Origin of the sequence: Streptomyces sp. ISL-36 (assembly GCF_018614205.1) — a bacterium.
Classification (GTDB): domain Bacteria; phylum Actinomycetota; class Actinomycetes; order Streptomycetales; family Streptomycetaceae; genus Streptomyces.
In genome coordinates, this window is the sequence record NZ_JAGGOS010000110.1 from 1 (window position 1) to 22,926 (window position 22,926).

At 72.2% G+C, this 22,926-nt stretch carries 17 protein-coding genes and 1 pseudogene; 8 read left to right on the forward strand and 10 right to left on the reverse strand.

Annotation, left to right across the window (positions count from 1 at the left end; all coding sequences use genetic code 11):
- The 4 genes and pseudogenes from J7E93_RS26550 to J7E93_RS26565 form a co-directional block, all read right to left on the reverse strand.
- Positions 1-188 (reverse strand): annotated as a pseudogene (locus J7E93_RS26550) (mannose-6-phosphate isomerase); the annotation flags it as partial.
- Positions 189-560: 372 nt separating this feature from the next.
- Entirely contained in the window at positions 561-743 is a 183-nt protein-coding gene (locus J7E93_RS26555; protein ID WP_215072482.1) for a Trm112 family protein, read from the reverse strand.
- Between the two features lie 116 nt (positions 744-859).
- The gene (locus tag J7E93_RS26560; protein WP_215072483.1) at positions 860-2,227 is read right to left on the reverse strand and encodes a phosphomannomutase/phosphoglucomutase; all 1,368 of its coding nucleotides are present in this window, start codon (positions 2,225-2,227) and stop codon (positions 860-862) included.
- A gap of 288 nt (positions 2,228-2,515) precedes the next feature.
- Entirely contained in the window at positions 2,516-2,947 is a 432-nt protein-coding gene (locus J7E93_RS26565; RefSeq protein ID WP_215072484.1) for a DUF3499 domain-containing protein, read from the reverse strand.
- Positions 2,948-3,237: 290 nt separating this feature from the next.
- On the opposite strand from J7E93_RS26565, the gene J7E93_RS26570 reads away from it, so the two are divergent.
- Positions 3,238-3,717 (forward strand): metallopeptidase family protein, encoded by a 480-nt coding sequence (locus J7E93_RS26570; protein ID WP_215072501.1) that lies wholly within the window; start codon positions 3,238-3,240, stop codon positions 3,715-3,717.
- Positions 3,718-3,807: 90 nt separating this feature from the next.
- On the opposite strand, the gene J7E93_RS26575 is transcribed toward J7E93_RS26570, so the two are convergent.
- From J7E93_RS26575 to J7E93_RS26585, 3 genes are all read right to left on the reverse strand, one after another.
- Positions 3,808-5,319, reverse strand: a complete 1,512-nt coding sequence (locus J7E93_RS26575) for a DUF5719 family protein (RefSeq protein ID WP_215072485.1) — start codon at positions 5,317-5,319, stop codon at positions 3,808-3,810.
- Positions 5,316-9,005: a glycosyltransferase family 2 protein gene (locus tag J7E93_RS26580; RefSeq protein ID WP_215072486.1), complete on the reverse strand. Its 3,690-nt coding sequence runs from the start codon at positions 9,003-9,005 to the stop codon at positions 5,316-5,318. The genes J7E93_RS26575 and J7E93_RS26580 overlap by 4 nt, the downstream gene beginning before the upstream one ends.
- Positions 9,006-9,202: 197 nt before the next feature.
- Positions 9,203-9,466, reverse strand: coding sequence for a WhiB family transcriptional regulator (locus J7E93_RS26585; RefSeq protein WP_015033978.1), 264 nt, complete (start codon positions 9,464-9,466; stop codon positions 9,203-9,205).
- Positions 9,467-10,101: 635 nt separating this feature from the next.
- Between J7E93_RS26585 and J7E93_RS26590 the strand changes: the two genes are divergently transcribed.
- From J7E93_RS26590 to J7E93_RS26600, 3 genes are read left to right on the forward strand one after another with little or no spacing between them, the layout of a single operon-like run.
- Positions 10,102-10,611 (forward strand): cysteine dioxygenase family protein, encoded by a 510-nt coding sequence (locus J7E93_RS26590; protein ID WP_215072487.1) that lies wholly within the window; start codon positions 10,102-10,104, stop codon positions 10,609-10,611.
- Positions 10,612-10,624: 13 nt separating this feature from the next.
- Entirely contained in the window at positions 10,625-11,581 is a 957-nt protein-coding gene (gene cofD, locus J7E93_RS26595; RefSeq protein ID WP_215072488.1) for a 2-phospho-L-lactate transferase, read from the forward strand.
- The gene (locus J7E93_RS26600; protein ID WP_215072489.1) at positions 11,578-12,888 is read left to right on the forward strand and encodes a coenzyme F420-0:L-glutamate ligase; all 1,311 of its coding nucleotides are present in this window, start codon (positions 11,578-11,580) and stop codon (positions 12,886-12,888) included. The genes cofD and J7E93_RS26600 overlap by 4 nt, the downstream gene beginning before the upstream one ends.
- A 129-nt stretch (positions 12,889-13,017) precedes the next feature.
- On the opposite strand, the gene J7E93_RS26605 is transcribed toward J7E93_RS26600, so the two are convergent.
- Together J7E93_RS26605 and J7E93_RS26610 are read right to left on the reverse strand one after the other, a co-directional pair.
- Positions 13,018-14,019 carry a DNA-3-methyladenine glycosylase gene (locus J7E93_RS26605; protein WP_215072490.1) on the reverse strand — a complete coding sequence of 334 codons (1,002 nt, stop codon included), beginning with the start codon at positions 14,017-14,019 and terminating at the stop codon, positions 13,018-13,020.
- 26 nt (positions 14,020-14,045) lie between these two features.
- On the reverse strand, positions 14,046-15,512 hold the full coding sequence (locus J7E93_RS26610; protein WP_215072491.1) for an N-acetylmuramoyl-L-alanine amidase: 1,467 nt from the start codon (positions 15,510-15,512) through the stop codon (positions 14,046-14,048).
- A 137-nt stretch (positions 15,513-15,649) separates the two neighbouring features.
- Between J7E93_RS26610 and J7E93_RS26615 the strand changes: the two genes are divergently transcribed.
- The 4 genes from J7E93_RS26615 to J7E93_RS26630 all read left to right on the forward strand — a co-directional run bounded on the left by J7E93_RS26615 (position 15,650) and on the right by J7E93_RS26630 (position 21,705).
- On the forward strand, positions 15,650-16,402 hold the full coding sequence (locus J7E93_RS26615; protein WP_215072492.1) for a TIGR03089 family protein: 753 nt from the start codon (positions 15,650-15,652) through the stop codon (positions 16,400-16,402).
- Between the two features lie 185 nt (positions 16,403-16,587).
- Positions 16,588-17,853: an LCP family protein gene (locus tag J7E93_RS26620; RefSeq protein ID WP_215072493.1), complete on the forward strand. Its 1,266-nt coding sequence runs from the start codon at positions 16,588-16,590 to the stop codon at positions 17,851-17,853.
- A gap of 237 nt (positions 17,854-18,090) precedes the next feature.
- Complete coding sequence (locus tag J7E93_RS26625; protein ID WP_215072494.1) at positions 18,091-19,902, forward strand: LCP family protein; 1,812 nt, start codon at positions 18,091-18,093, stop codon at positions 19,900-19,902.
- 51 nt (positions 19,903-19,953) lie between these two features.
- Positions 19,954-21,705 (forward strand): LCP family protein, encoded by a 1,752-nt coding sequence (locus J7E93_RS26630; RefSeq protein WP_308368795.1) that lies wholly within the window; start codon positions 19,954-19,956, stop codon positions 21,703-21,705.
- A 72-nt stretch (positions 21,706-21,777) separates the two neighbouring features.
- Here J7E93_RS26630 and J7E93_RS26635 read toward each other — a convergent pair whose 3' ends face one another.
- Positions 21,778-22,806: a glycosyltransferase family 2 protein gene (locus J7E93_RS26635; RefSeq protein WP_215072495.1), complete on the reverse strand. Its 1,029-nt coding sequence runs from the start codon at positions 22,804-22,806 to the stop codon at positions 21,778-21,780.
- Positions 22,807-22,926: the final 120 nt, after the last annotated feature.

Sequence of the window (22,926 nt, forward strand, 5' to 3'; positions counted from 1 at the left end):
GTGCCGGGGCCCGCGACGAGGACGGCGCGGGGGCGGCCCTCGGGACTGAGCTCGGCGATTCCGGCTTCGGCGGCGTGGCGGGCGGCGGTCCGTACCCGTGCGCCGGCCTCGGCGGCGCCCCGGAGGAGGCCGCGGCGGTCGGCGAGGGCGAGGGCGTCCGGTGCGTCGAGGAGGGTCTCGTCGAGCATGCGGCCTCCGAAGGCGGGGCGGGTGCGGATGCGGGCCGGTGGTGTGTGCCCGGCCTGAGCCGGGTTCGTGGATCCCACCCGCACCACCTGCGACCGGGATCGGAGCAGAGGTGCGGGTCTTCCGGTGGACGGTCGCTCACCGTCGGCGCTGAGGTCGACGCCGGTGTCGACGCCGACGCCGACGACCGAAGCCAACGTCGACGACCGAAGCCGAAGTCGACGACCGGAGCCGATGTCGACGGCGACTGGCTGCGGCGACGCGACGGCAGCGGCGAACCGTCCGTAGGACGAGCGACAAGCCCTCCTTGACGGGAGAACTCCGGGCGGGAGTACGCCGGGGTGGGCCTCGTCGCAGGGGCCGCGAGGGTGGGACTACTGCGGGCGGCGGGCCTCGTCGACCAGGAGGACCGGGATGCCGTCGCGGACCGGGTAGGCCAGGCCGCAGTCTTCGCCCGTGCAGATCAGTTCGGGGGTCTCGGCCGCCGTGCGATCGTTCAGCGGCGCGTGGCAGGCCGGGCAGGCCAGGATCTCCAGGAGGCCGGCTTCGAGCGGCATGGGGTGTCCCTTCGAACAAACGATGGTGGTGCTGCCCTTTGGGCCAGGTCAGCCTACCGCCGGGGGACGGGGCGCGCGGCTCGGCGCCCGCCCCGCCCCTCGGCGGGACAGCGGGGTCAGACCGTCGCGCGGACCAGCGCCAGGACCTCGTCGCGGACCTTGGCCATGGTGGCCTCGTCGCGGGCCTCGACGTTCAGGCGCAGCAGCGGCTCGGTGTTGGACGGGCGCAGGTTGAACCACCAGTCACCCGCCGCGACCGTCAGACCGTCCAGCTCGTCGATGCTGATGCCGTCCTGACCTGCGTAGGTCTCCTTGACGACGGCCGTACGGCCGGCCTGGTCGGCGACGGTGGAGTTGATCTCGCCCGAGCCCACGTAGCGGTCGTAGGAGGAGACCAGCTCGGAGAGGGTGCCTTCCTGACCGCCGAGGGCGGCGAGGACGTGGAGCGCGGCGAGCATGCCCGTGTCGGCGTTCCAGAAGTCCTTGAAGTAGTAGTGCGCCGAGTGCTCGCCGCCGAAGATCGCGCCCGACTTCGCCATCTCCTCCTTGATGAAGGAGTGGCCGACGCGGGTGCGGACCGGCGTGCCGCCGTTCTCGCGCACGACCTCGGGGACGGACCAGGAGGTGATCAGGTTGTGGATGATCGTGCCGCCCGAGTGCTTCGCCAGCTCGCGTGCGGCCACCAGCGCGGTGATCGCGGAGGGGGAGACCGCCTCGCCGCGCTCGTCGACGACGAAGCAGCGGTCGGCGTCACCGTCGAAGGCGAGACCGAGGTCGGCGCCCTCGGCCCGGACGCGGGCCTGGAGGTCGACGATGTTCTTCGGGTCGAGCGGGTTCGCCTCGTGGTTCGGGAAGGTGCCGTCGAGCTCGAAGTACATCGGCACGACGTCCAGCGGGAGGCCCGCGAAGACGGTGGGGACGGTGTGGCCGCCCATGCCGTTGCCCGCGTCCACGACGACCTTCAGGGGGCGGATCGCGGTGAGGTCGACGAGGGCCCGCAGGTACGCGGCGTAGTCGTCGAGGGTGTCCTGCTCGGTGATCGTGCCGGCGGTCGGGGCGGCCTCGGGGGCGCCCTGCTCCGACCACTGCTCGGCGAGGGTACGGATCTCGGCGAGACCGGTGTCCTGGCCGACCGGGGCGGCACCCGCGCGGCACATCTTGATGCCGTTGTACTGGGCCGGGTTGTGGGAGGCGGTGAACATCGCGCCCGGCAGGTTCAGCCGGCCGGAGGCGAAGTACAGCTGGTCCGTCGAGCAGAGCCCGATCAGGGTGACGTCGGCGCCGAGGCGGGCCGCGCCTCGGGCGAAGGCGCCCGACAGACCCGGCGACGACGGCCGCATGTCGTGGCCGACGACGATCGCGTCCGCGCCGGTCACCTGGACGAACGCGGCGCCGAACAGCTCGGCGAGGTCCTCGTCCCACTGATCCGGCACCACCCCGCGGACGTCGTACGCCTTCACGATCTGCGACAGATCAGCAGCCACGGAACAACCCTCCTGAATTCTCGGCACGCGTATGCGGCGCGTATGCGAACGCCTAACCTACCCGGGTCGGGGCGGCGCGCCGCAGTCCGCCGGGTCGGGGGCGAGGTCGGTTCAGAAGTTCGGTCGCCGCGGTTCGGCAGCCCGAGGCCGGGGTTCGGAAGTCCGAGGGCCGCGGCTCAGGAGGCCGGGGGCCGGGGCTCAGGAGGCCGAGGGCCGGGACTCAGAAGGCCGAGGGCCGGGACTCGACAAGCCCCAGGACCGGGGCTCGACAAGCCCCAGGACCGGCGTTCAGGAGTCCGGGGAGCGCAGGACGCGCAGGTGACCGCGGCGGCCGACCTCCATCGGGTCACCGCCGCGACCGCCGCCGCCCTTGCCGCCGGCCCCGGCGGCACGTTCCTGGGGGCGGGCCGCTTCCCGTACCGCGTTGGCGAGGGCTTCGAGGTCGTCACCGCTGGGGCGGGACGGGGCGGAACCGTCCGAGAGCCGGACGACCTCCCAGCCGCGCGGCGCGGTGAGGCGCTCGCTGTGTTCGGCACACAGGTCGTAGCAGTGGGGCTCGGCGTAGGTGGCGAGCGGGCCGAGGACCGCAGTCGAGTCGGCATAGACGTACGTCAGTGTCGCGACGGCAGGGCGGCCGCACGCGGTGCGCGAACAGCGACGTACAGGGCTCACGACGTTGGACGGTACCGCACTCTTGAGCGGGCCGCGACGACTCTCCACCAGGTCACTCCACCGTGTCGCGGTGTGACCTCGGACACGGCCCCTCTCGGACCGACGGTACTGACCTGCGGGGAAGGACGGAGCGGGGGGCGGGGACCGTGGTCGATCCGGACAACGGTCGGCAGGAATCCGGTCAACCCCGGCCAGATGGCCGATCGCCCGGAGCCGCAGAATCGAGCGCGGGCTTGACCGAAACGATCAATTCACGACATCCCGGGGCGGGCCGAGCTCGACATGGCGCGTGAGCGCCACGGTCGGGGGACACCGAGGAGAGTTACGCTGCGTCAGTGATGGACAGTCCTGTGCCGCCGAGCCACTCGTCCCGTCCCGCCGAGCCCCACGCGGCGGAGTCCCGCCCGGCTCCACCCGAGCCCCGCACGCGCCGCCGCGACCGTCACGGCCGCGGTATGCGGGGGCCGGTCGCCCCGCCGCAGGTGCCGTTGTCCACGAGCCGGGCCGATACGTTCCGTGATCTGGTCCTGGACTCGGTGGAGCGGCTGGAGCGGCGCTGGCCGCAGCTGGCGGACGTCGAGTTCATGGTGCTCGACGTACCGCCTTCGGTGCCGGGCGAGTCCGTGCCGCTGGGCGGGTCCGCGCCGGCGGAGAGGGACGGTCCTGCGCGTGTCGTCGTCTACCGGCGGCCCGTCGAGATCCGCTCGAAGAGCCGCGACGAGCGCGCGCTGCTCGTCCACGAGGTGGTGGTGGAGCAGGTGGCGGAGCTGCTCGGCCTCTCGCCCGAGTCGGTCGACCCGCGGTACGGGCAGGACTGATCCGCGTACGTGGAGCGGCGCCCGCACCCGTACGCGGGGACCGACGTCGGGCGTGAGTCGTCCGGCGTCGGTCGACCGAGAGGTCCCGCGTCAGTCGTCCAGGACCGAGAGGTCCTGCTTCGCCACCGGGACCTCGACCGTCCCGCGGTCGTCGCCCAGGGTCTGGACCGTGAACATGGGGATGCCGTCCTGCGGCAGGGCCAGGGTCCGTGCGGCGTGGACCGGGCCGCCGGAGACGCGTTCGACGGTCAGGGCGTACGAGCCCTTCAGGCCCGTCGGGACCAGTTGGCTCACCTCCGTCGTCGTCCCCGCCTTGACCGTGAAGGTCTTGGTGACCGGCGTGCCGCCCTGCGTACCCGCCGAGGCGGTCACCTTCACCTCGGCCGTCGCGCCGGGAGCGGTCAGCATGAGCGTGGACCCGGCCGAGCGGTTGTCGGCGACGGTGGCACGGGCGGAGATCGCCGCGGTCGCCGGGATGTAGGCGACCTCCTGCTTGTCGCCCTTGCCGCGGACGACGCGGAGGGCGGCCACGAACGGGGTGGCCTTCTTGGCGTCCGACGGGGTGAGCAGCAGTGAGCCGGCCTCGCCCCGGGTGAGGTCCGGCAGATCGACGGCCGCGGTCATGCCCGACTTCACGTGCAGCGACTGCGCGGCAGCCGGGACGATCGTGCCGGTCTCGCCGACCAGCTGGATCTTCAGGTCGGCGTCGTCCTCACCGGGGACGAACGCCACCAGGCGCACCGAGGTCGCATCGGCCGGGATGCCGGGCAGCACGGCGGTGCCGGCCGGGTCGGCGGCGGCGGGCAACCAGTCGCTGCCGAGCTTGTCGTCGGCGGCGCCGATGACCGCGCCGACCCGCCCGCTACGGGTCGTCACATGGACGGTGACGTCGGCGGCGGGCTTCTCCCCGGTGAGGGTGGAGAGCAGGACGGGGACGCTGGAGTGGGCGGGAACGGGGATGCCTTCGGTCAGCTGCGACGGGAGCGGGCCCTCGGGGCCGTACAGCTCGATGTCGGCGACGGCGGCGGTGTCGTCGGGGTTGGTGAGGTGGACGTAGTCCTGGCGGTCCTTGGCCGTGGAGGCGGCCGGGAACCAGAAGTCCGTGTCGGGGGCGGTGCAGGTGACGCCGAGCAGTCCGCGGGCGCCGCCCGCCGGGACGACGGTGGTCTGCTGCACCGTCCAGCCCGGGGCGAGGAGGCCGGTCGCCGAGCCGGTGAGAGCGGGGGCGGCGCCGCCGTTCGCCTCGGCGGAGACGGGTGTGCCGGGCTGGGCGACGGTGGCCGGGGCCTTGGCGGCCGAGGGCTTCTTCGCCGTGCTCCCTCCCGGGGTCGCGGCGACGGTCGCGGGCTTCAGCTCGGCCTTGCCGGCCTCCGCCTTGCTCGCGCCGGTCTTCCCCGCCGGGGTGTACGACGTGTAGGCCGTCTCGGCCACCTCGGATGTGCTCGGGGCCGGGCAGACCAGACTGGAGCGCTCCACCGGCAGGGGCAGTCTGGCGACGGCCGGGGCGGAGGTGGTGCCGTCGGGCGCGGTCAGGGCGGCGAAGCCGGTGACGGCGGCGAGGGCGGTGGCGACCGCGATCAGGGAGAGGGTGGTGCGCTTCACTGGTTGCTGCTCCCGTCGGGACGCTGCTCGGTCTCGTAGCCGTACGTGTAGGGGTCGTAGGGCTGCTGCTCGTACGGCTGCTGCGGGTCGTGGGGCGGCTGCCCGTGGGACGGCTGCTCCTGCGGCGGCTGCTGTGCGTACCCCTGCTGCTGGTACGGGTCGTACGGCTGCTGCTCGTACCCCTGCCGGTCGTACTGCTGCTGGTCGTATCCCTGCTGGTCGTGCGGCTGGTACTGCTGCGGGTACGGCTGCTGGTACGGGTCGGCCGCGTACTCCGGGTACTGCTGCTGGTAACCCTGCTGGGCGTACTGCTCCTGCGGCTGCTGCCATTCCTCGGCGGCGTACGCCTGCTGCTCCTGGACGGCGGCGGGCTCCGCGGCCTGCTGCTGCCCCCCGGACGACTCGGCAGACGCGGCATCCGCCTCCGCCTCCGCCGCGGCGCGCAGTCGGCGTGCCCGTCGGCCGTCGCCCTCCATGGCCTGGGCGGGGATGACGGCCTCCTCCTCGGGCAGGTCGTCGTCGATCTCGCGGCGCCGGCCGGGGAGGGCGAGGACGAGCAGGACGACGGCGAGGCCGACCTGCGTCCAGATCCACAGGGTGTGGGTGAGCGGCTCGTCGTACGTGAGGTCGAGGTGACCGCCCCCGGTGGGGAGTTCGAAGCCCTGAGCCCAGCCGTCGACGGTGGTCTTCTTCAGTTCCTTGCCGCCGAGGGTGGCGGTCCAGCCGTCGTCCGCGCGGTCGGCGATGCGCAGCACGCGGCCGGCGGGGCCCGCCGGAATCGTGGTGTGCGCCTCGACGGGTCCGGCGGCCACGGCGATCGGCTCGGCGGCCGCCTGGGCCCCGCCGGCTCCCTCTGCCTTGGCTGCCGCGGGGACGATCGTCGCCCGGGCGACCTCGCGGTCGATGCGCCAGAGCGCGCTGCCGTCGAGCTGGCTGAGCCGGCTGAGGCCGGGCGTGGCGTCGAGGACGCGGCTCATCTGGCGCGGTGCGCCGTCCCGTACGAGGACGTAGCGGATCGCGAAGCCGCTCAGCTCTTCGGTCTGGTCGGCGCCGGAGCCGGCCACCAGGTGCGCGACGACCTTGTCGAGGCGCTGGTCGCCGCCTCCTGCCGTGGCCAGTTCGGCGTCGCCGAGGCGACCGCCGGAGCCGCGGACCAGGGTGTAGGCGACCTCACCGGGTGAGGTGCCGCCGAGGACGAGGGTGCGGGGCTGGTCGCGGGTGTCGCTCTCCTCGGCGACGAACGCCGGGACCTGGACCGGGTCGCGCCGGGTCAGCGGGCCGTCGGCGCCGCCGATCATCCAGGTGGTCGCGGCCACGACCGGGCCGAGGGCGGCGGCGAGCGCGATGAGCGCGGCGACGGGCTGGCGCCAGCCGAAGCCGTGGGCGGCGACGCGGGTGCGTCCGCCCTCGGCACCGATCATGCCGGCGGCGAGCAGGGCCGCGCCGTAGACGAGGGTGGCGGGCCCGGCCCAGCCCGTGCCCCCGGCGCCGTTGGAGACCGCGGCGAACAGGAGGCCGGCGAGGGCGGCGGCCCAGGCGGCGCGGACGGCGAACTGCCGTTCCTCGCGGAGCAGCGCGGCCAGGGCGGCGAGCACGATGCCGATGAGGAGCAGGCTGCCGGGCGTCCCGGGGCCGCCGGGGCTGATCCCCAGCAGGTCGAGGGCGGAGGCCGTCCCCGTACGGACGTCGAGGCCGGCCTCGCGCAGGAAGGCGGCGGGGCTGGTCAGGAGGGAGAGCGACCAGGGGGCGAGGACGAGGAGCGGGGTGCCGGCGGCGGCGAGGAAGCGCAGTCCGTACGCCGTGATGTCGGAGCGGCGCAGGACGAGCACGGCGATGCCGAGGACGACGGCGAGCGGCCAGACGATCGGGGTGAACGCCGTCGCGAAGGTCAGCAGGAAGGTGTACGCCCAGGTGGCGCGCCAGCTGCCGCGGCCCTGACCGGTCAGTCCGTGGGCGGCGACGCCGGCGCGGGCGATGAGCGGCAGCAGGATCGCGAGGACGGCGGTGCCCAGGCGGCCGGCGGCGAGCGCGCCGGTGGCGGCGGGCAGGAAGGCGTACGCGATGGCGCCCCAGGCGCGCAGCAGCTTGGACTCGACGATCGGTCGGGCGGCGAAGTAGGCGGTGAAGCCGGCCAGCGGGACCGAGCAGACGAGCAGCAGGGTGAGCGCGAAGGAGGTGGAGCCGAGGAAGAGCGTGGAGAGCCCGGCCAGGACGGCGAGGTAGGGCGGTGCGGTCTGGGTGCCGCCGGTGCCGATGGCGTGCCAGGCGTCCGCGTACCGCTCCCACAGGCCTCCGACGGAGTCGGGGGCGGGCAGCAGTGCGCCACCGGCGAGCGAGCCGCCGCCGTAGAGGCCGCGGCAGGCGACCACGGAGATGAGGAGGAGCAGGGCGAAGAGGACCGGTCCGGGCTTGCGGACGATCTTCTTCAGCCGGGCGAACTGCTCGATCTCCAGGAAGTCGGCGTCGTCGCCGCCGGGTCCGGACTCGACGACGCCGTGGCGCGAGCCGCCGGAGTCGGCGTCGGAGCCGCCGAAGTTCGCCATGACCTGCTCGGCGGTGGCGCGGACGGTCGCGCCGGGCGGCGGGAAGAGGGGGCGGAAATAGCTCGTGGGGACAGCGGGGTTCTTGCGGCGCTTGCGCGCGGCGAGGATCCTCTCCGGGCGCAGCAGCGTGCCGAAGAGGCCCATGACCTCGTCGACGGCCTGGCCGGGGACCTTGCCGACGAGATAGGCGAGGGTGCGCAGCAGCGTGCCGAGGACGAGCCGGACGAAGACGTACGGCAGGGTCCGGCCCGGGCTGTTGGCGAGCAGGGTGTAGACGGCGCCGGCCTTGTCGACGCGGTGCGGGTTGGCGACGGAGCGGCCGGCGCAGTCGACGGTGCGGCGTTCGCGGGCCGAGGCCTCGGCGTGGCGCAGGACGGCGTCCGGGGCGACGAGGACGTGGTAGCCGGCGGAGTGGGCGCGCCAGCACAGGTCGACGTCGTCGCGCATGAGGGGCAGGCGGCGGTCGAAGCCGCCGAGGCCCTCGAAGACGTCGCGGCGGACGAGCATGCCGGCGCTGGAGACGGAGAGGACCTGGCGTACCTGGTCGTGCTGCCCCTGGTCCTGTTCGCGGCGGTCGAGTCCGGTCCAGCGCCGTCCGCTGCGGGCGATGGAGACGCCGGCTTCGAGGAGCTGCTTGCGGTCGTACCAGCCGCGCAGCTTGGGTCCGACGACGGCGGCTTCCTGGTCCGCGTCGGCTACGCGCAGGAGTTCGGCGAGCGCGTCGGGTTCGGGGGCGCAGTCGTCGTGGAGCAGCCAGAGCCACTGCACGGGCTCGCCGTGCGGGAGTTCGGGCAGGTCGTAGGCGTCGTCGCTCCACGTCCTGCTGACCGGGTCCCAGCCGCTGGGGCGCTTCAGATACGGGAGTTCCTCGGGTCCGAGCACGGGCGCGGTGCGGGCGGCCTCCTCGACGGCGGCGCCGAAGCCCGTACGGCGGGCGAGGTGGAGCACCCGGTCGGGACCGATCGCGTCGGCGAGCAGCTGCGCGGAGTCGTCGGCGCTGCCGGTGTCGGCGGCGACGACGTTCTGCACGGGGCGTTCCTGGGCGAGCAGCCCGGCGAGGGCGTCCGGCAGCCAGCGGGCGCCGTCGTGGGCGACGAGCACGGCGGTGACGACGTGTCGCGGAAACTCGGGAGTTGAGGACATCGAGGTACGGGCCCTCCGGCCGGGGGGTCGCCCGCGGGGGGCAGTGGGTGCGTCTCGGACGGGGCCCCACACTAACGGCTGGCAACAGAATGGTCCGCCGCCTGTGGACAGAGCACAGGCGGCGGACCGTTCGTTGTGTACAGGTGTGCGCGGATTGGCAGGCGCACGTGCGGGGGGTGCCGTGCGGGGGGTCCTCCTCAGACCGCGGCCTTCTTCAGGCGGCGGCGTTCCCGCTCGGACAGACCGCCCCAGATGCCGAACCGTTCGTCGTTCTGCAGGGCGTATTCGAGGCATTCGGAGCGGACCTCACAGGCGAGGCAGACCTTCTTGGCCTCGCGGGTCGAGCCGCCCTTCTCGGGGAAGAAGGACTCGGGATCGGTCTGGGCGCACAGCGCGCGCTCCTGCCAGCCGAGTTCCTCGTCCGCGTCCTCGACCAGCAGTTCCTGGAACAACTCGGTCATGTGCGCCCCTCGTCTGTCTTTGCGTCCCCGTGATGTTGCCGCTACCGATTTCGGCCGAACGACACGAGTGAAATTACAAGTTCGTGCTCTGAGCGAGTCAAGCCGGAATCTGCTATTGGGCCCGGTATTCACTCTGCGGAACCAAGGCTATGCGGAAAGTGTTCAAATCACCAAAAACGTGACACATCCACCGGCCCGCCCACACCGTTCCCTCCGCAAGGAGAGACGCCCGAGGCGCGGATCTTGTTGCGATCCGGCCACGGAAGCGATCCGGATCACAGTCCGATCACGGACCGGCCGCCGCGTTTACGGGCTCGGTTGCTGCGCCATGTGTCCCGCTCCCCCACTGCACAAACCTTTCTCCGGACGCTGCAACCGGATGAGGTGAAACATTACCGCCATATCGGGCATTGGGTTGACAGTCGGTCCTCCCTGCCGTCACCTTTGATCCCATGCCAGCGACCTCAGCGCCCTCCGCGACCCACGCCCGTGGGTTCCGCCGCGCTGTCCAGGCACGCTGTTGCTGTTGCTGTCCCAGCTGTTGATGCCGTAGCGCTCCAGCCCGCGCAGCTTTCTCTTCCGCTCTTCCCCTGCCTTGCGACACCCTGCACTTCTGCTGAGGAACCACCGCACCCATGAACAGCGACAGCGACCTTCAGATCGCCGGCGACATCCTCGAGGTCCAGCACCTCCTCCAGCCCGCCCGCGAGCACCCCTCCACCGTGGCCGAATTCGCGGGCCTCGCCCGCTCCATCGCGGCCGACCGCGCCCTGTGGGCCCCTCACGTCGAGTACGACGCCACCACCCGCTGGTACCACCGGCTGCGCACCGGCCCCGGCTACGAGGTGTGGCTGCTCTCCTGGGTGCCCGGACAGGGCAGCGGACTACACGACCACGGCCGCTCCTCCGGCGTACTGACCGTCCTCGAAGGGGAGCTGACGGAGCGTACGGAACGCGGCGCGCGGACGCTCACGGAGGGCGCGCAGCGCGTCTTCGCGCCGGGGTACATCCATGAGGTCGTCAACGACTCCCTCGAACCGGCGGTCAGCCTGCACGTGTACTACCCCGGCCTGACCGAGATGCCCATGCACGAGTCCCGCCAGGCCCAATGCGCCCCGACGGCCCTGGGTGTCGTACCGGCCTGACAGACTGATCCACATGCGCATTGTGGTTCTGGCCGGTGGCATCGGTGGTGCCCGCTTCCTTCGCGGCCTCAAGCAGGCCGCGCCGGACGCGGAGATCACGGTCATCGGTAACACCGGTGACGACATCCATCTCTTCGGGCTGAAGGTCTGCCCGGACCTGGACACGGTGATGTACACCCTCGGCGGTGGCATCAACGAGGAGCAGGGCTGGGGCCGTGCGGACGAGTCCTTCACGGTGAAAGAGGAGCTCGCGGCGTACGGAGTGGGACCCGAGTGGTTCGGCCTCGGCGACCGTGACTTCGCCACCCACATCGTCCGTACGCAGATGCTCGGCGCCGGCTACCCGCTCAGCGCGGTCACCGAGGCGCTGTGCGCCCGCTGGCAGCCGGGCGTGCGGCTCCTGCCGATGTCCGACGACCGCGTCGAGACCCATGTCGCCATCGAGGTGGACGGCGAGTCCAGGGCGGTCCACTTCCAGGAGTACTGGGTGAAGCTGCGGGCGTCCGTCGACGCGCAGGCCGTCGTGGCGGTCGGCGCGGAGGCCGCGAAGCCCGCGCCCGGAGTGCTCGGGGCCATCGCGGAGGCGGACGTCATCCTCTTCCCGCCGTCGAACCCGGTCGTGTCGGTCGGCACGATCCTCGCCGTCCCGGGCATCCGCGAGGCGATCGCGGAGGCGGGTGTGCCGGTCGTCGGCCTCTCCCCCATCGTCGGCGACGGGCCCGTGCGGGGCATGGCCGACAAGGTGCTCGCGGCGGTGGGCGTGGAGGCCACGGCCGCGGCGGTGGCGCAGCACTACGGCTCCGGGCTGCTCGACGGCTGGCTGGTCGACACGGTCGACGCCGGCACGGTCGCCGAGGTCGAGGCGGCGGGCATCCGCTGCCGGGCGGTGCCGCTGATGATGACGGACCTGGAGGCCACGGCGGCGATGGCGCGCGAGGCGCTGGCGCTCGCGGAGGAGGTCCGGGGATGACGGGCGCTGCGGGGGCGGAGTTCCGGGTGTGGGCGCTCGCCGGGCTGCCCGAGGTGAGACCCGGGGACGACCTCGCCAAGCTGATCGCCTCGGTGTCGCCGGAGCTCGTGGACGGGGACGTCCTCCTCGTCACCTCCAAGATCGTCAGCAAGGCGGAGGGGCGGGTGATCGCCGCCGACGACCGCGAGGAGGCCATCGACGCCGAGACCGTACGCGTCGTCGCGCGGCGCGGGGCGCTCCGGATCGTCGAGAACCGGCAGGGCCTGGTCATGGCCGCGGCCGGTGTCGACGCCTCCAACACCCCCGCCGGGACCGTGCTGTTGCTGCCCGTCGACCCGGACGCCTCGGCCCGGGCGATACGGGAAGGGCTGCGGGACGCGCTCGGGGTCGACGTCGGTGTCGTCGTCACGGACACCTTCGGGCGGCCCTGGCGCAGCGGACTGACCGACGTGGCCATCGGCGCGGCCGGGGTGCGGGTCCTCGACGACCTGCGCGGTGGCACGGACGCCCACGGCAATCCGCTCAGCGCGACCGTGGTCGCCACCGCCGACGAACTCGCCGCGGCGGGTGACCTGGTGAAGGGCAAGACGAGCGGCACACCGGTCGCGGTCGTGCGAGGCCTCGCGCACGTCGTGGCCGGTGACGGCGAGGACGGGGCCCGGGCCCTGGTCCGCGGCGCGGCCGACGACATGTTCCGGCTCGGGACCTCGGAGGCGGTACGGGAGGCGGTGACCCTGCGCCGTACCGTCCGGGAGTTCACCGACGAGCCGGTCGACCCGGGTGGCGTACGGCGTGCCGTCGCCGCGGCTGTCACAGCGCCGGCCCCGCACCACACCACGCCCTGGCGCTTCGTGCTCCTCGAATCGGCGGAGTCCAGGACCCGGCTGCTCGACGCGATGCGGGACGCCTGGATCGCGGACCTGCGGCGGGACGGCAGGTCGGAGGAGTCGATCGCCAAGCGGGTGCGCCGCGGCGACGTGCTGCGCAACGCCCCGTATCTGGTGGTGCCCTGCCTGGTCATGGACGGTTCGCACCACTACGGGGACGCACGCAGGGACGCCGCCGAACGCGAGATGTTCGTGGTCGCGGCGGGGGCGGGCGTGCAGAACTTCCTCGTGGCGCTCGCGGGCGAGCGGCTGGGCTCGGCATGGGTGTCCTCGACGATGTTCTGCCGCGAGGTCGTGCGGGAGGCCCTCGGGCTGCCGGAGAGCTGGGATCCGATGGGCGCAGTGGCGGTCGGGCACGCGGCGGCGCCGCCGAAGGACAGGCCGGCGCGGCAGGCGGGGCAGTTCATCGAGGTGCGCTGACGCCTCTCGGAGCACCCCGAGGGGCGGCCGAAGCGGCCCGATGGCCGAAGCGACCCGGTGATCAGAGCGGCTCGGTGATCAGAGCATCCCGGTGATCAGAGCGCTTCGGTGATCAGAGCGCTCCGGTGATCAGAGCGCTCCGATGTTGCCCGGGGTCATGCGGGGTGCGCGGCGGGGCGGGATGTGGCCGCTGAGGAGGATGAGGCGGGCCGCGCGGTGGCGCTGGCCCGCGTAGGGCTCGAGAAGAGCGAGCATGGCGGCGTCGTCGGCGGTGCGGTCGCCCGCGAGGGCGTAGCCGACGATGCTCGGCAGGTGGTAGTCGCCGACGCTCACGGCGTCGGGGGCGCCGTTGCTGCGCTGGACCGTCTCCGCGGAGGTCCAGGGGCCGATACCAGGAATCAGCTCCAGGCGCTCCTGGGCCTGCCGGGGCTCCATCGCGGCGGCCTCCTCCATCCGGCGGGCGACCTTGACGGCGCGCAGGATCGTGGCGGCGCGCTTGTTGTCGACGCCGGCGCGGTGCCACTCCCAGGACGGGATGAGCGACCAGTCGCGGGCGGCGGGCATCACATGGAGCCGCTCCTCGGGCCCGGGGGCGGGCTCGCCGTACTTCCGTACGAGCAGCCGCCAGGCGCGGTACGCCTCGTCCGTCGTGACCTTCTGTTCCAGGATCGACGGGATCAGCGACTCCATCACGAGACCGGTCCGGGTCAGCCGGAGGCCGGGGCGGCGACGGTGGGTGGCGGCGAGGAGGCGGTGGCGCGGGGTGAAGGCTTCCGGGTCGTCCTCGGCGCCGAGGAGCTGAGGCAGCCGGTCCAGGAGCCACTGCGCACCCGGCCCCCAGGCCTCGGCTTCGGCGACGCCCTCGCTCCGGCGGAGGGCGACCCTGAGCGTGCCGGGACCCTCGGGGGTGCGGGTGGCCCGCCAGACGGAGCCGTCCGGGGCCGTACGGAAGGTGGGGTCGCCCGGGCCGCGGCGGAGCGGGCCGAGGACGAGGCCGAGGTCCGTGGGGGCGTCCGGCGCCCAGCGGCGGGCCAGGCCGACCGAGGGGCGGGGAGCCCGGGCGGCGGGTACGTGGACATGGCCGCCGCGCACGGTGGTGCGGGTGGGGCGAGGGGGGAAGCGGCCGGCCATGGGTACGAGCGTAATGGGGTGGGGCGTCAGCGGCGGCCCTGGTACTTCGCCGATGCGGTCCTGGCGGTGCCGAGCTTGCCGTAGAGGCGAGCCCCGGGGCACGCCGTCGCGAACCCGTCCCGATGGCCCGCAATGGCATTGAACTTGACCTTTTTGCCCTTCTTGTAGCGGTTTCCGCCGCCCGAAGTCAGCGTCACCTTGCCCTTCGGGTTCACCCCGTGCAGCCCCAGCTTCCACGCCGTCAGCTTCGCCACGGCGGTCACCACCGCCGCGGGCGGTGTGGTCGAGCTGTAGGTGCCGAGCACCGCGATGCCCATGCTGTTGGTGTTGAAGCCGAGGGTGTGGGCGCCGAGCACCGGCTTGGCCACGCCTCCCGCACGGCCCTCGTAGATGTTTCCGCACTTGTCGATGGCGAAGTTGTAGCCGAAGTCGCGCCAGCCACTGCTCTTGACGTGGTAGCGGTAGATGCTGCGGAGTACGGAGGGGGCCTGGCGGCAGGTGTAGTTGTTGCCGGTGGCGCTGTGGTGGACGAAGGCCGCCTTGACCGCCTTGGTGTAGACGAAGCTCTTCTCGCGCATCTTCTCGTCCGCGCCCCACCCCTTCCGGGTGATGATCTTCGGCCTCGGGCCGATGAACGGCTTCGCCGCGGCGGCGCCGAGCGTCGCCTCCGTCGCCTCCCGCGACAGGGCCGGGAGCACGCCGGTGCCGGACGGGGTGCCCGGACGGGTGCTCACCGAGGTGGCGGCCGCCTGCTCGACGGCCGGCGTCCGGGCCTCGCTCCTCGCGCTGCCCTCCGTCCCCGACGGCATGCCCGCGGCGGCCGGCTCCGGGCCCGGATCGACCAGCTCCAGGCGCATTCCCGCGGGCAGCGGAACGGCTTCCCGCTCGCCCTTTGGACGTACGCGGATCTCGACGCCGTCCGAGTCACCCACCCACAGCGGCGCGGTGGCCCCGCGCAGCGCGGCGGCCGTCGCCTCGGGGGTGCCGGGGTCCGCCCCGTGCTCCTCGCTGTGGATCTCCACGTCCTGCCACGGCGACCACCGCGTACCGCCGGCGGCGCGGGTACGGACCTGGACCGTGCCGTGCAGGTGGGCACGGGCGTCGTCCCAGACGACACCGAGCAGGGAGAAGGGTCTGACGTCCCGTCGGGTCAGCCCCTGCACGGCCGTACGGCCGACGGCCCGGTCGGCGGTCCCGAGCGGCCCGAGCGGCAAGGACTGGGTGGACCCGGCGACATCCGGCTCCACGGATCCGGAGGAGAGGGAGGGGCCGAGGGAGTCGGAGGAGCGGGTGGAGTGGGTGGAGTCGACCGAGCCTGCGGAGTCGGCGGATCCACGGGAATCGGAGGAGCGGGGCGAGCCGGCGGGATCGACCGAGCCGGGTGGCGGAAGCGCGGCGGACGGAAGCGAGGCCGCCGGCGTCGCGACGGACAGCGGCAGAGCGAGCGCCGCCGCACACGTGACGGCGATGGAGGAAGCTAGGTAGGCACGCATGAGGCGATCGTCCGCAGACCCGGCGCATTCCGCTCGGTGGGATTCACTCCTGGAACTGACGGCCCGCCGGTCCGACCGGTGGACGGTGTCACCGATACGGCGGCTCGCCGCACGCCTCCCCGCGTACCCTTGCCCGCGTGAACGCCAGCGACCGCACCCCCGCCGACCTGCTGCGATCCGCGCTCGCCGCGGACCCCGCACGCCCCTTGGTCACTTTCTACGACGACGCCACCGGTGAGCGCGTGGAATTGTCCGTCGCCACCTTCGCCAATTGGGTGGCCAAGACGGCCAACCTCCTCCAGGGCGAGCTGTCCGCCTCGCCCGGCGACCGGCTCGCGCTGCTGCTGCCCGCGCACTGGCAGAGCGCCGTCTGGCTGCTGGCCTGCTCATCGGTGGGAGTGACCGCCGAACTCGGCGGCGACCCGGCGGACGCCGACTACGTCGTCGCGGGGCCCGACACCCTGGAGGCGGGTCTGGCCTGCTCCGGAGACCGGATCGCGCTCTCCCTCGCCCCGCTGGGCCGCCGCTTCCCCGCCCCGCCCGCCGGGTACGCGGACTACGCGGTCGAGGTGCCGAGCCAGGGCGACCGGTTCGCCCCGTTCGTCCCGGTCGACCCGGACGGGCCGGCCCTGGTCGTCGACGGTACGGAACTGACGGGTGCCCAGCTCGTCGACCGGGCCCGCGCGGATGCCGAGGCCCTCGGCCTCGCGCCGGGAGGGCGACTGCTCTCGGCGCGCCCGTACGACACCTGGGAGGGGATCTCCGCCGGGCTCTACGCGCCGCTCGCCGCGGGAGCCTCCGTCGTCCTGTGCCAGAACCTGGACCGGCTGGCGCCCGAGGCGCTCGACAAGCGGGTGGAGAGCGAGCGCGTCACGGCGACGGCGGTGTGACGACCCGCCGAGGTTCCACCCGTATGGCGCACCGCCCCGCCGAGTCCCCGGGTCCGTGCGTCAACTCCGGTACATGATCGGCGGGTAGGAACCCCTTCCCGCACAACCAAGCGCCGGGTTCAGCCGTCTCCTTCTGCGACCGGCGGCCCGGCGCGCCGCCGACGCCATCAAGGACGGACTCAGACGTGACGGATAGTGCTGGCACGCCCGCCGAACCGGACCCCCCGGCCGAGGACGAGACGCCCAGCACCCCCGCCGCGCACGAGCCGGCCGGCTCGGAGGACGCGGAGGACGCCGAGGCCCCGAAGGACACGGAAGCCTCCCAGGGCCCCGAGAACGCGGAGGGCGACGGGCGGCGCAGGCGTCACTGGCTGCGCTGGACGGCGCTCGGGCTCTCGGTCGTCGTCCTCGCCGCCGCGGCCGCCGGATGGTGGTTCTACCGCAAGCTCGACGGCAACATCACCACCGACACCGACGCCGCCGCCGAACTCCTCAAGTACGAGAAGGAGCGCCCCACGCCGGGCGCGACGGGCGCGCAGAACATCCTGCTCATCGGCTCCGACACCCGGTCCGGAGCGGGCAACACCAAGTACGGCAAGGACAAGGGCACCCAGCGCTCCGACACCACGATCCTGCTGCACATCTCGGCGGGGCGGTCGAGCGCCACGGCCGTCTCCATCCCGCGCGACCTGATGGTCAGCATGCCGAGCTGCCGCCAACCGGACGGAACGCGCACCGGTGAGCAGTTCGCCCAGTTCAACCTGGCCTTCGAGGTCGGCGGCACGGCATGCACGATCCGTACCGCCGAGCGGCTCACCGGCATCCGGATCGACCACCACATGGTGATCGACTTCCGGGGCTTCAAGAAGATGGTCGACGCCGTGAACGGTGTCGAGATCTGCCTCAGGGAGCCGATCGACGACGCCGACGCCCATCTGAAGCTTCCGGCCGGGCGCCAGACGCTCCGCGGGGAGCAGGCCCTCGGCTTCGTCCGGGCCCGCAAGTCCCTCGGGAACGGCAGTGACACGGAACGCATGGACCGGCAGCAGCAGTTCCTCGGCGCTCTGGTCAACAAGATGCAGAGCAACGGCGTCCTGCTGAACCCGACGCGGCTGTACCCGGTCCTGGACGCCGCGACCAGGTCGATCACGACCGACGCGGGGCTGAACTCGCTGCGGGACCTGTACGACCTGGCGCGTTCGATGCGGAGCATCCCCACCGAGAAGGTGCAATTCCTCACGGTGCCCCGGCGGCCCTACTCGTACAACGCGAACCGGGACGAACTCGTACAACCCGCGGCGAGCCAACTCTTCAAGCAGCTGCGGCAGGACAAGCCCGTCACGGTGACACTGGGCGGCAAGACATCCAGGTCACCCACCGGGGAGTCGCCCAGCCCGGCGGCGACTCCGACCTTCGCGGGGCGCAACGCGGCGGAGGGAGTGTGCGCGTAGGGGTGGGTGAGTAAAGCGCATTCCAAGGGGAGGTTGATGTCGATGAGGTTTGAGCAAATTGCCCGGTTGTAAGGGGCGTGGAATTTGTCACGGGCGTCGCCCCACGCTGAACTGGGCGGATAGTGTGACGCGATCCGGTGCTCCCGACCTCGTGGTCGCCGCACTCAACGGACCGAACGACCGAGCGCCCGACGGGGGAGGCGCCTCGCGTGGCACCGACGGAGGATTCAAGTAACCGTGGACGCGCACAGCCGTGGACAGGCGGACGAGATCGACCCCGCCGACCAGTGGGTGCTCAACCCGCAGACGGGCAACTACGAACTGCGACTGGACCGCTCCGCTGAGCAGTCGTCCACCCCGTCCCGCCCTCGCCGGACGACCGCCCCCGCGCCGAGAAGCGCCTCCGACGCCCAGGCCGCCGCTCCGAGATCCGCGGAGGCCGCCGGGCGTTCCCGCTCGGCCGGGCGTTCCCGTACCGCCGACCGCGACCGCACCGCCACCGAGGCACCCGTACCCGGGCAGCGCCGCCGGCGCGCCGCGGAGCCGGGCGGCGGGCAGCCGTCCCCGGGGCGGCGCAAGCGCAGGCCGGAGAAGTCCGGCAAGAAGAAGGCCCTGATGTGGGTGGGCGGCACGATGGCCGTCGTGGTGGTCGCCGGCGGCATCGGAACGTACCTCCTCTACGACCGTCTCAACGGCAACCTCAACACCGTCGACGTCGGTGACGCCGCCGGCTCGTCGACGATGGACGGGCCGCTCAACATCCTGATCATCGGCAACGACGTCCGCACCGGTGAGGGCAACGAGAGCTACGGGAACAAGGACAACGTCACCGGGCACGCCGACACCACGCTCCTGTTCCACGTCTCGGAGGACCGGACCAACGCGACGGCCCTGAGCATCCCGCGTGACCTCAAGATCCGGATCCCGGACTGCCCCACGAAGCAGGCCGACGGTTCGACCAAGGTCATCCCCGGCTCGACCGGAACACAGAAGTTCAACACGTCGTTCGGCGTGGACGGCCGCGACCCGGGCTGCACGATGCGCACCGTCAAGCAGATCACGGGCGTGGAGATCAACCACTTCATGATGGTCGACTTCAACGCCGTCAAGACGCTGTCGGCCGCGGTCGGCGGCGTGAAGGTCTGCCTGAACAAGCCCATCCACGACAAGCAGTACTCCAAGCTCAACCTCTCGGAGGGGGAGCACAGTCTCCAGGGCGAGCAGGCGCTCGCGTTCCTCCGCAACCGCCACGGTCTCGGCAACGAGAGCGACCTGGACCGGATCAAGATGCAGCAGCAGTTCCTCGCGTCGATGATCCGCCAGCTGAAGGAAGACACCCTGAACAGCCCGACGCGGCTGTTCGCGGTCGCGGACGCGGCGACCAAGGCCCTCACGGTGGACAGCGGGATAGGCACCGCCCTGAAGCTGACCGACCTCGCCAAGGAGCTCGGCAAGGTCGAACTGAAGAACATCAGTTTCATGACGGTTCCGGTGGTCGACAACCCCGACGAGCCGCCGACGAAGCGGGCGACCGTCGTCCTCGACCCGGTCAAGGCGCCGCAGGTGTTCAACATGCTGCAGAACGACGTCTCCTTCACCGAGGTGAAGAAGAAGCAGCAGGACACCAAGAACGCCCAGGCGCAGGCGCAGGCGAAGCTGCTCCAGGGGCCGCGCGCCGAGGCGGTCGACGTACGCGTCGACGTCTACAACGGCAGTGGCATCCAGGGCGCGGCCCAGAAGACGATCGACTGGCTGCAGAACGACCAGGGCGTCACGCGTTCCACGAACAAGGCCAACGCCCCCGAGAAGGCGGCGAAGACGACACTCACCTACGCACCGAACCAGGCCGACCAGGCCCGCAAGCTCGCGGACATGATGGGTCTGCCCGCCACGGCGCTCAAGCCGGGCACGCAGGCCGCCGGGGAGCGCGTGCCCATGGACCTGGTTCTCGGTGCCGATTTCAAGGGCGCGGGGGTGCCCATCACCGGTCCGGCAAAGGTGCCGGACGTCGACAAGGTGGAAGCCGACAAGAAGGTGTGCGCCGAGTGATCCGGATACGCCGGGCCACCGCGCCGTCCTGAAGTGACGAGGGGACCAGGGGTGGGACAGAGCAGCGTGCGCAGGGAGGGGACGCGTGGAAGCGCGTCGCGCGCCCGCGATTTGGGCTGGGACGAGAGTCTCTACGGCGACGGGGGCGAGGGGGCCGCTGCCGGCACCCGGACCGCCGACGGCGGTGCGACCGACGACGGCGAGGGCGACAAGGGCGCCAGGAGCGGCAGCGGAAACGGTGGTGACGGCCGTACGAGTCACCGGCGCGGGGGGTCGCGCCGCCGTGCCAAGAAGTCCGGCAGGCGCAAGGTGTTCCGCTGGATCGCCGTGACCCTGTCCCTGCTGATACTCGGGACGGCCGGAGCCGGATACCTGTACTACCAGCACCTCAACGGCAACATCCGCAGCGGCGGCCGCGCCGGCGGCGAGAGCGGTGTGAAGAAGGCCGCGCCGAACGCGCTCGGCGACACCCCGCTCAACATCCTGCTGATCGGCTCCGACAGCCGCGCCGACGCCAAGAACGTGGCGCTCGGCGGCGGCAAGAACGAACGGGACCGCAAGCCGCTCGCCGACGTGCAGATGCTGCTGCACGTCTCGGCGGACCGGGAGAACGCTTCGATCATCTCCATCCCGCGCGACACGGTCGTGCCGATTCCGGAGTGCAAGGACGAGAACGGCACGGCGTATCCCGCCACGGCCAACCGGCCCATCAACGAGAGCCTGCAGCGCGGTGGTCCCGGCTGCACCCTGACCACGTGGGAGAGCCTCACGGGTGTCTACATCGACCACTGGCTGATGGTCGACTTCGCGGGTGTCGTCGCGATGGCGGACGAGGTGGGCGGCGTCCCGGTCTGCGTGAAGACCGGTGTGTGGGACAAGTCGAACGCGATCGTGAAGGGTGGCTCCGGGCTGCAGCTCCGCGAGGGCACCCACGAGATCCAGGGCGAGCAGGCACTCCAGTGGCTGCGCACCCGGCACGCCTTCGGCAGCGACCAGAACCGCGCCAAGGCCCAGCACATGTACATGAACGGCATGATGAAGAAGCTCCAGAGCCAGAACGCCTGGACCGACACCGGGCGGCTCATGGGTCTCGCGGAGACCGCCACGAAGGCGCTTCAGGTCTCCGACGAGATCCGCACGGTGGCCAAGCTCTTCGATCTGTCGATGCAGCTCAAGAACGTGAAGCTCGACCGTCTCACGACGGCTACGGTTCCGACGGCCCCCTACCCGGCGAAGCCGAAGGAGTGGCTCGAGATGGTCCCGTCGTCCGCCGACAAGATGTGGGCGATGCTCCGTGACGACGTCGCCTTCGACAAGAACGGCGACCCGGCCGGCGCCAAGCCGACCGTGTCCGCGTCCAAGAAGCCGAAGGGCCCGACCGCGGGGGCGCCGGACACGCTTGGCGTCACGGTCGTCAACGGCACCGGCGTCGACGGCCGGATGTCCGTGGACGGCCGCGCCAGCTCCCTGGCCAAGGCGCTCAAGGACAAGGGCTTCACCCGGGCCGAGGCCACGCAGACCACCGAGCCGCGCAAGGACACGGTGGTCAAGTACCCCAAGGCGGACGGCGACCAGGGCAAGTCGGACGCCCTGTCCGTCGCCAAGGCGCTCGGTCTGCCCGACTCGGCGGTCCGGGCCGACGCCTCGGCGGAGAGCATCACCCTTGTCGTCGGCGGCGACTGGCGCGAGGGCGCCACGTACAAGAAGCCGAAGACGGAGGCGGGCGACCTCCCGGAGGGCGCGGACGACAAGGTGGACTGCATGGACGTGTACTCCGTCTACAGGTGGGACGGAAAGAGCTGACCCGTCGCCGAGCGGCACGCGAAAGGGCCGGGACCCCACGGGGTCCCGGCCCTTTCCGTCGTACCGGAACGGTCAGACCTTCGCGGTCCTCACCGCCGGGCGCCTGCTCGCGATGACCTTTCTCGCCAGCGCGCGCGGGCTCGTCAGGAAGCCGTAGCCCCAGGACATGTGCATCGTCGCCAGCGCCAGCGGGATCTGGAGGCGCGCCTTCAGAGGGAGGCCCTTGCCGGCGGGGATCGAGCCCGCCGTGATCGCCGCGAGGTAGCCGGCCGGGATGACGAAGCCGAGCGGGGTCAGGGTCGCGCCCACCACCAGGCCCGCCGCGATCGCGCAGACGGCGGTCGGCGGCGCGAGGTAGCGGAGGTTGATGGAGCCCTGGTGGTAGCGGGCCACCACATGGCGCCAACGGCCGTAGTCCTTGTACTGCTTGGCCAGGGCGCGCACGCTCGGCCGCGGCCGGTACTGGACCCGCAGCTCGGGCGAGAACCAGATCAGGCCGCCCGCCTCGCGGATGCGGAAGTTCAGCTCCCAGTCCTGGGCGCGGATGAACTCCACGTTGTAGCCGCCCTGTCGCTCCAGGGCCTCGCGCCGGAAGACACCCAGATACACGGTTTCGGCCGGGCCCGCCTGGCCGCCGGTGTGGAAGGCCGCGTTGCCGACGCCGATCTTCGAGGTCATCGCGGCGGCGACCGCGTGCTCCCAGTCGTTCTCGCCCTCGGCGTGCATGATGCCGCCGACGTTCTGCGCGCCGGTCTCCTCAAGGAGACGGACCGCGGTGGCGATGTAGTCGGGCGAGAGCATGCCGTGACCGTCGACCCGTACCACGATCGGGTGGCGGGAGGCCTGGATCGCCGCGTTGAGGGCGGCGGGCGTGCGGCCCGTGGGGTTCGGCACGGTGTGGACCCGCGGGTCCTCCCGTACGAGCTCGGCGGCGATCTCGTCCGTACGGTCCGTGGACGGGCCGAGCGCGATCACCACCTCCATCTCGCCGTCGTACTCCTGCTCGAGGATGTGACGGACCGAGTTGCGCAGGTGCCGCTCCTCGTTGAGGACCGGCATGATCACGGAGACGGGCGTCGGGGTGGAGGGCGTGGCGTTCATATTGCCCGCCACGTTACCGCGAACGGGGGACACGGAGCGCGTCACGGGGGCGGGTGCGCGCTGGCGCTGATCGTATGGGCCTACCGTGCTCACGGTTCCCCCTGTCACACCCGCGGAGGT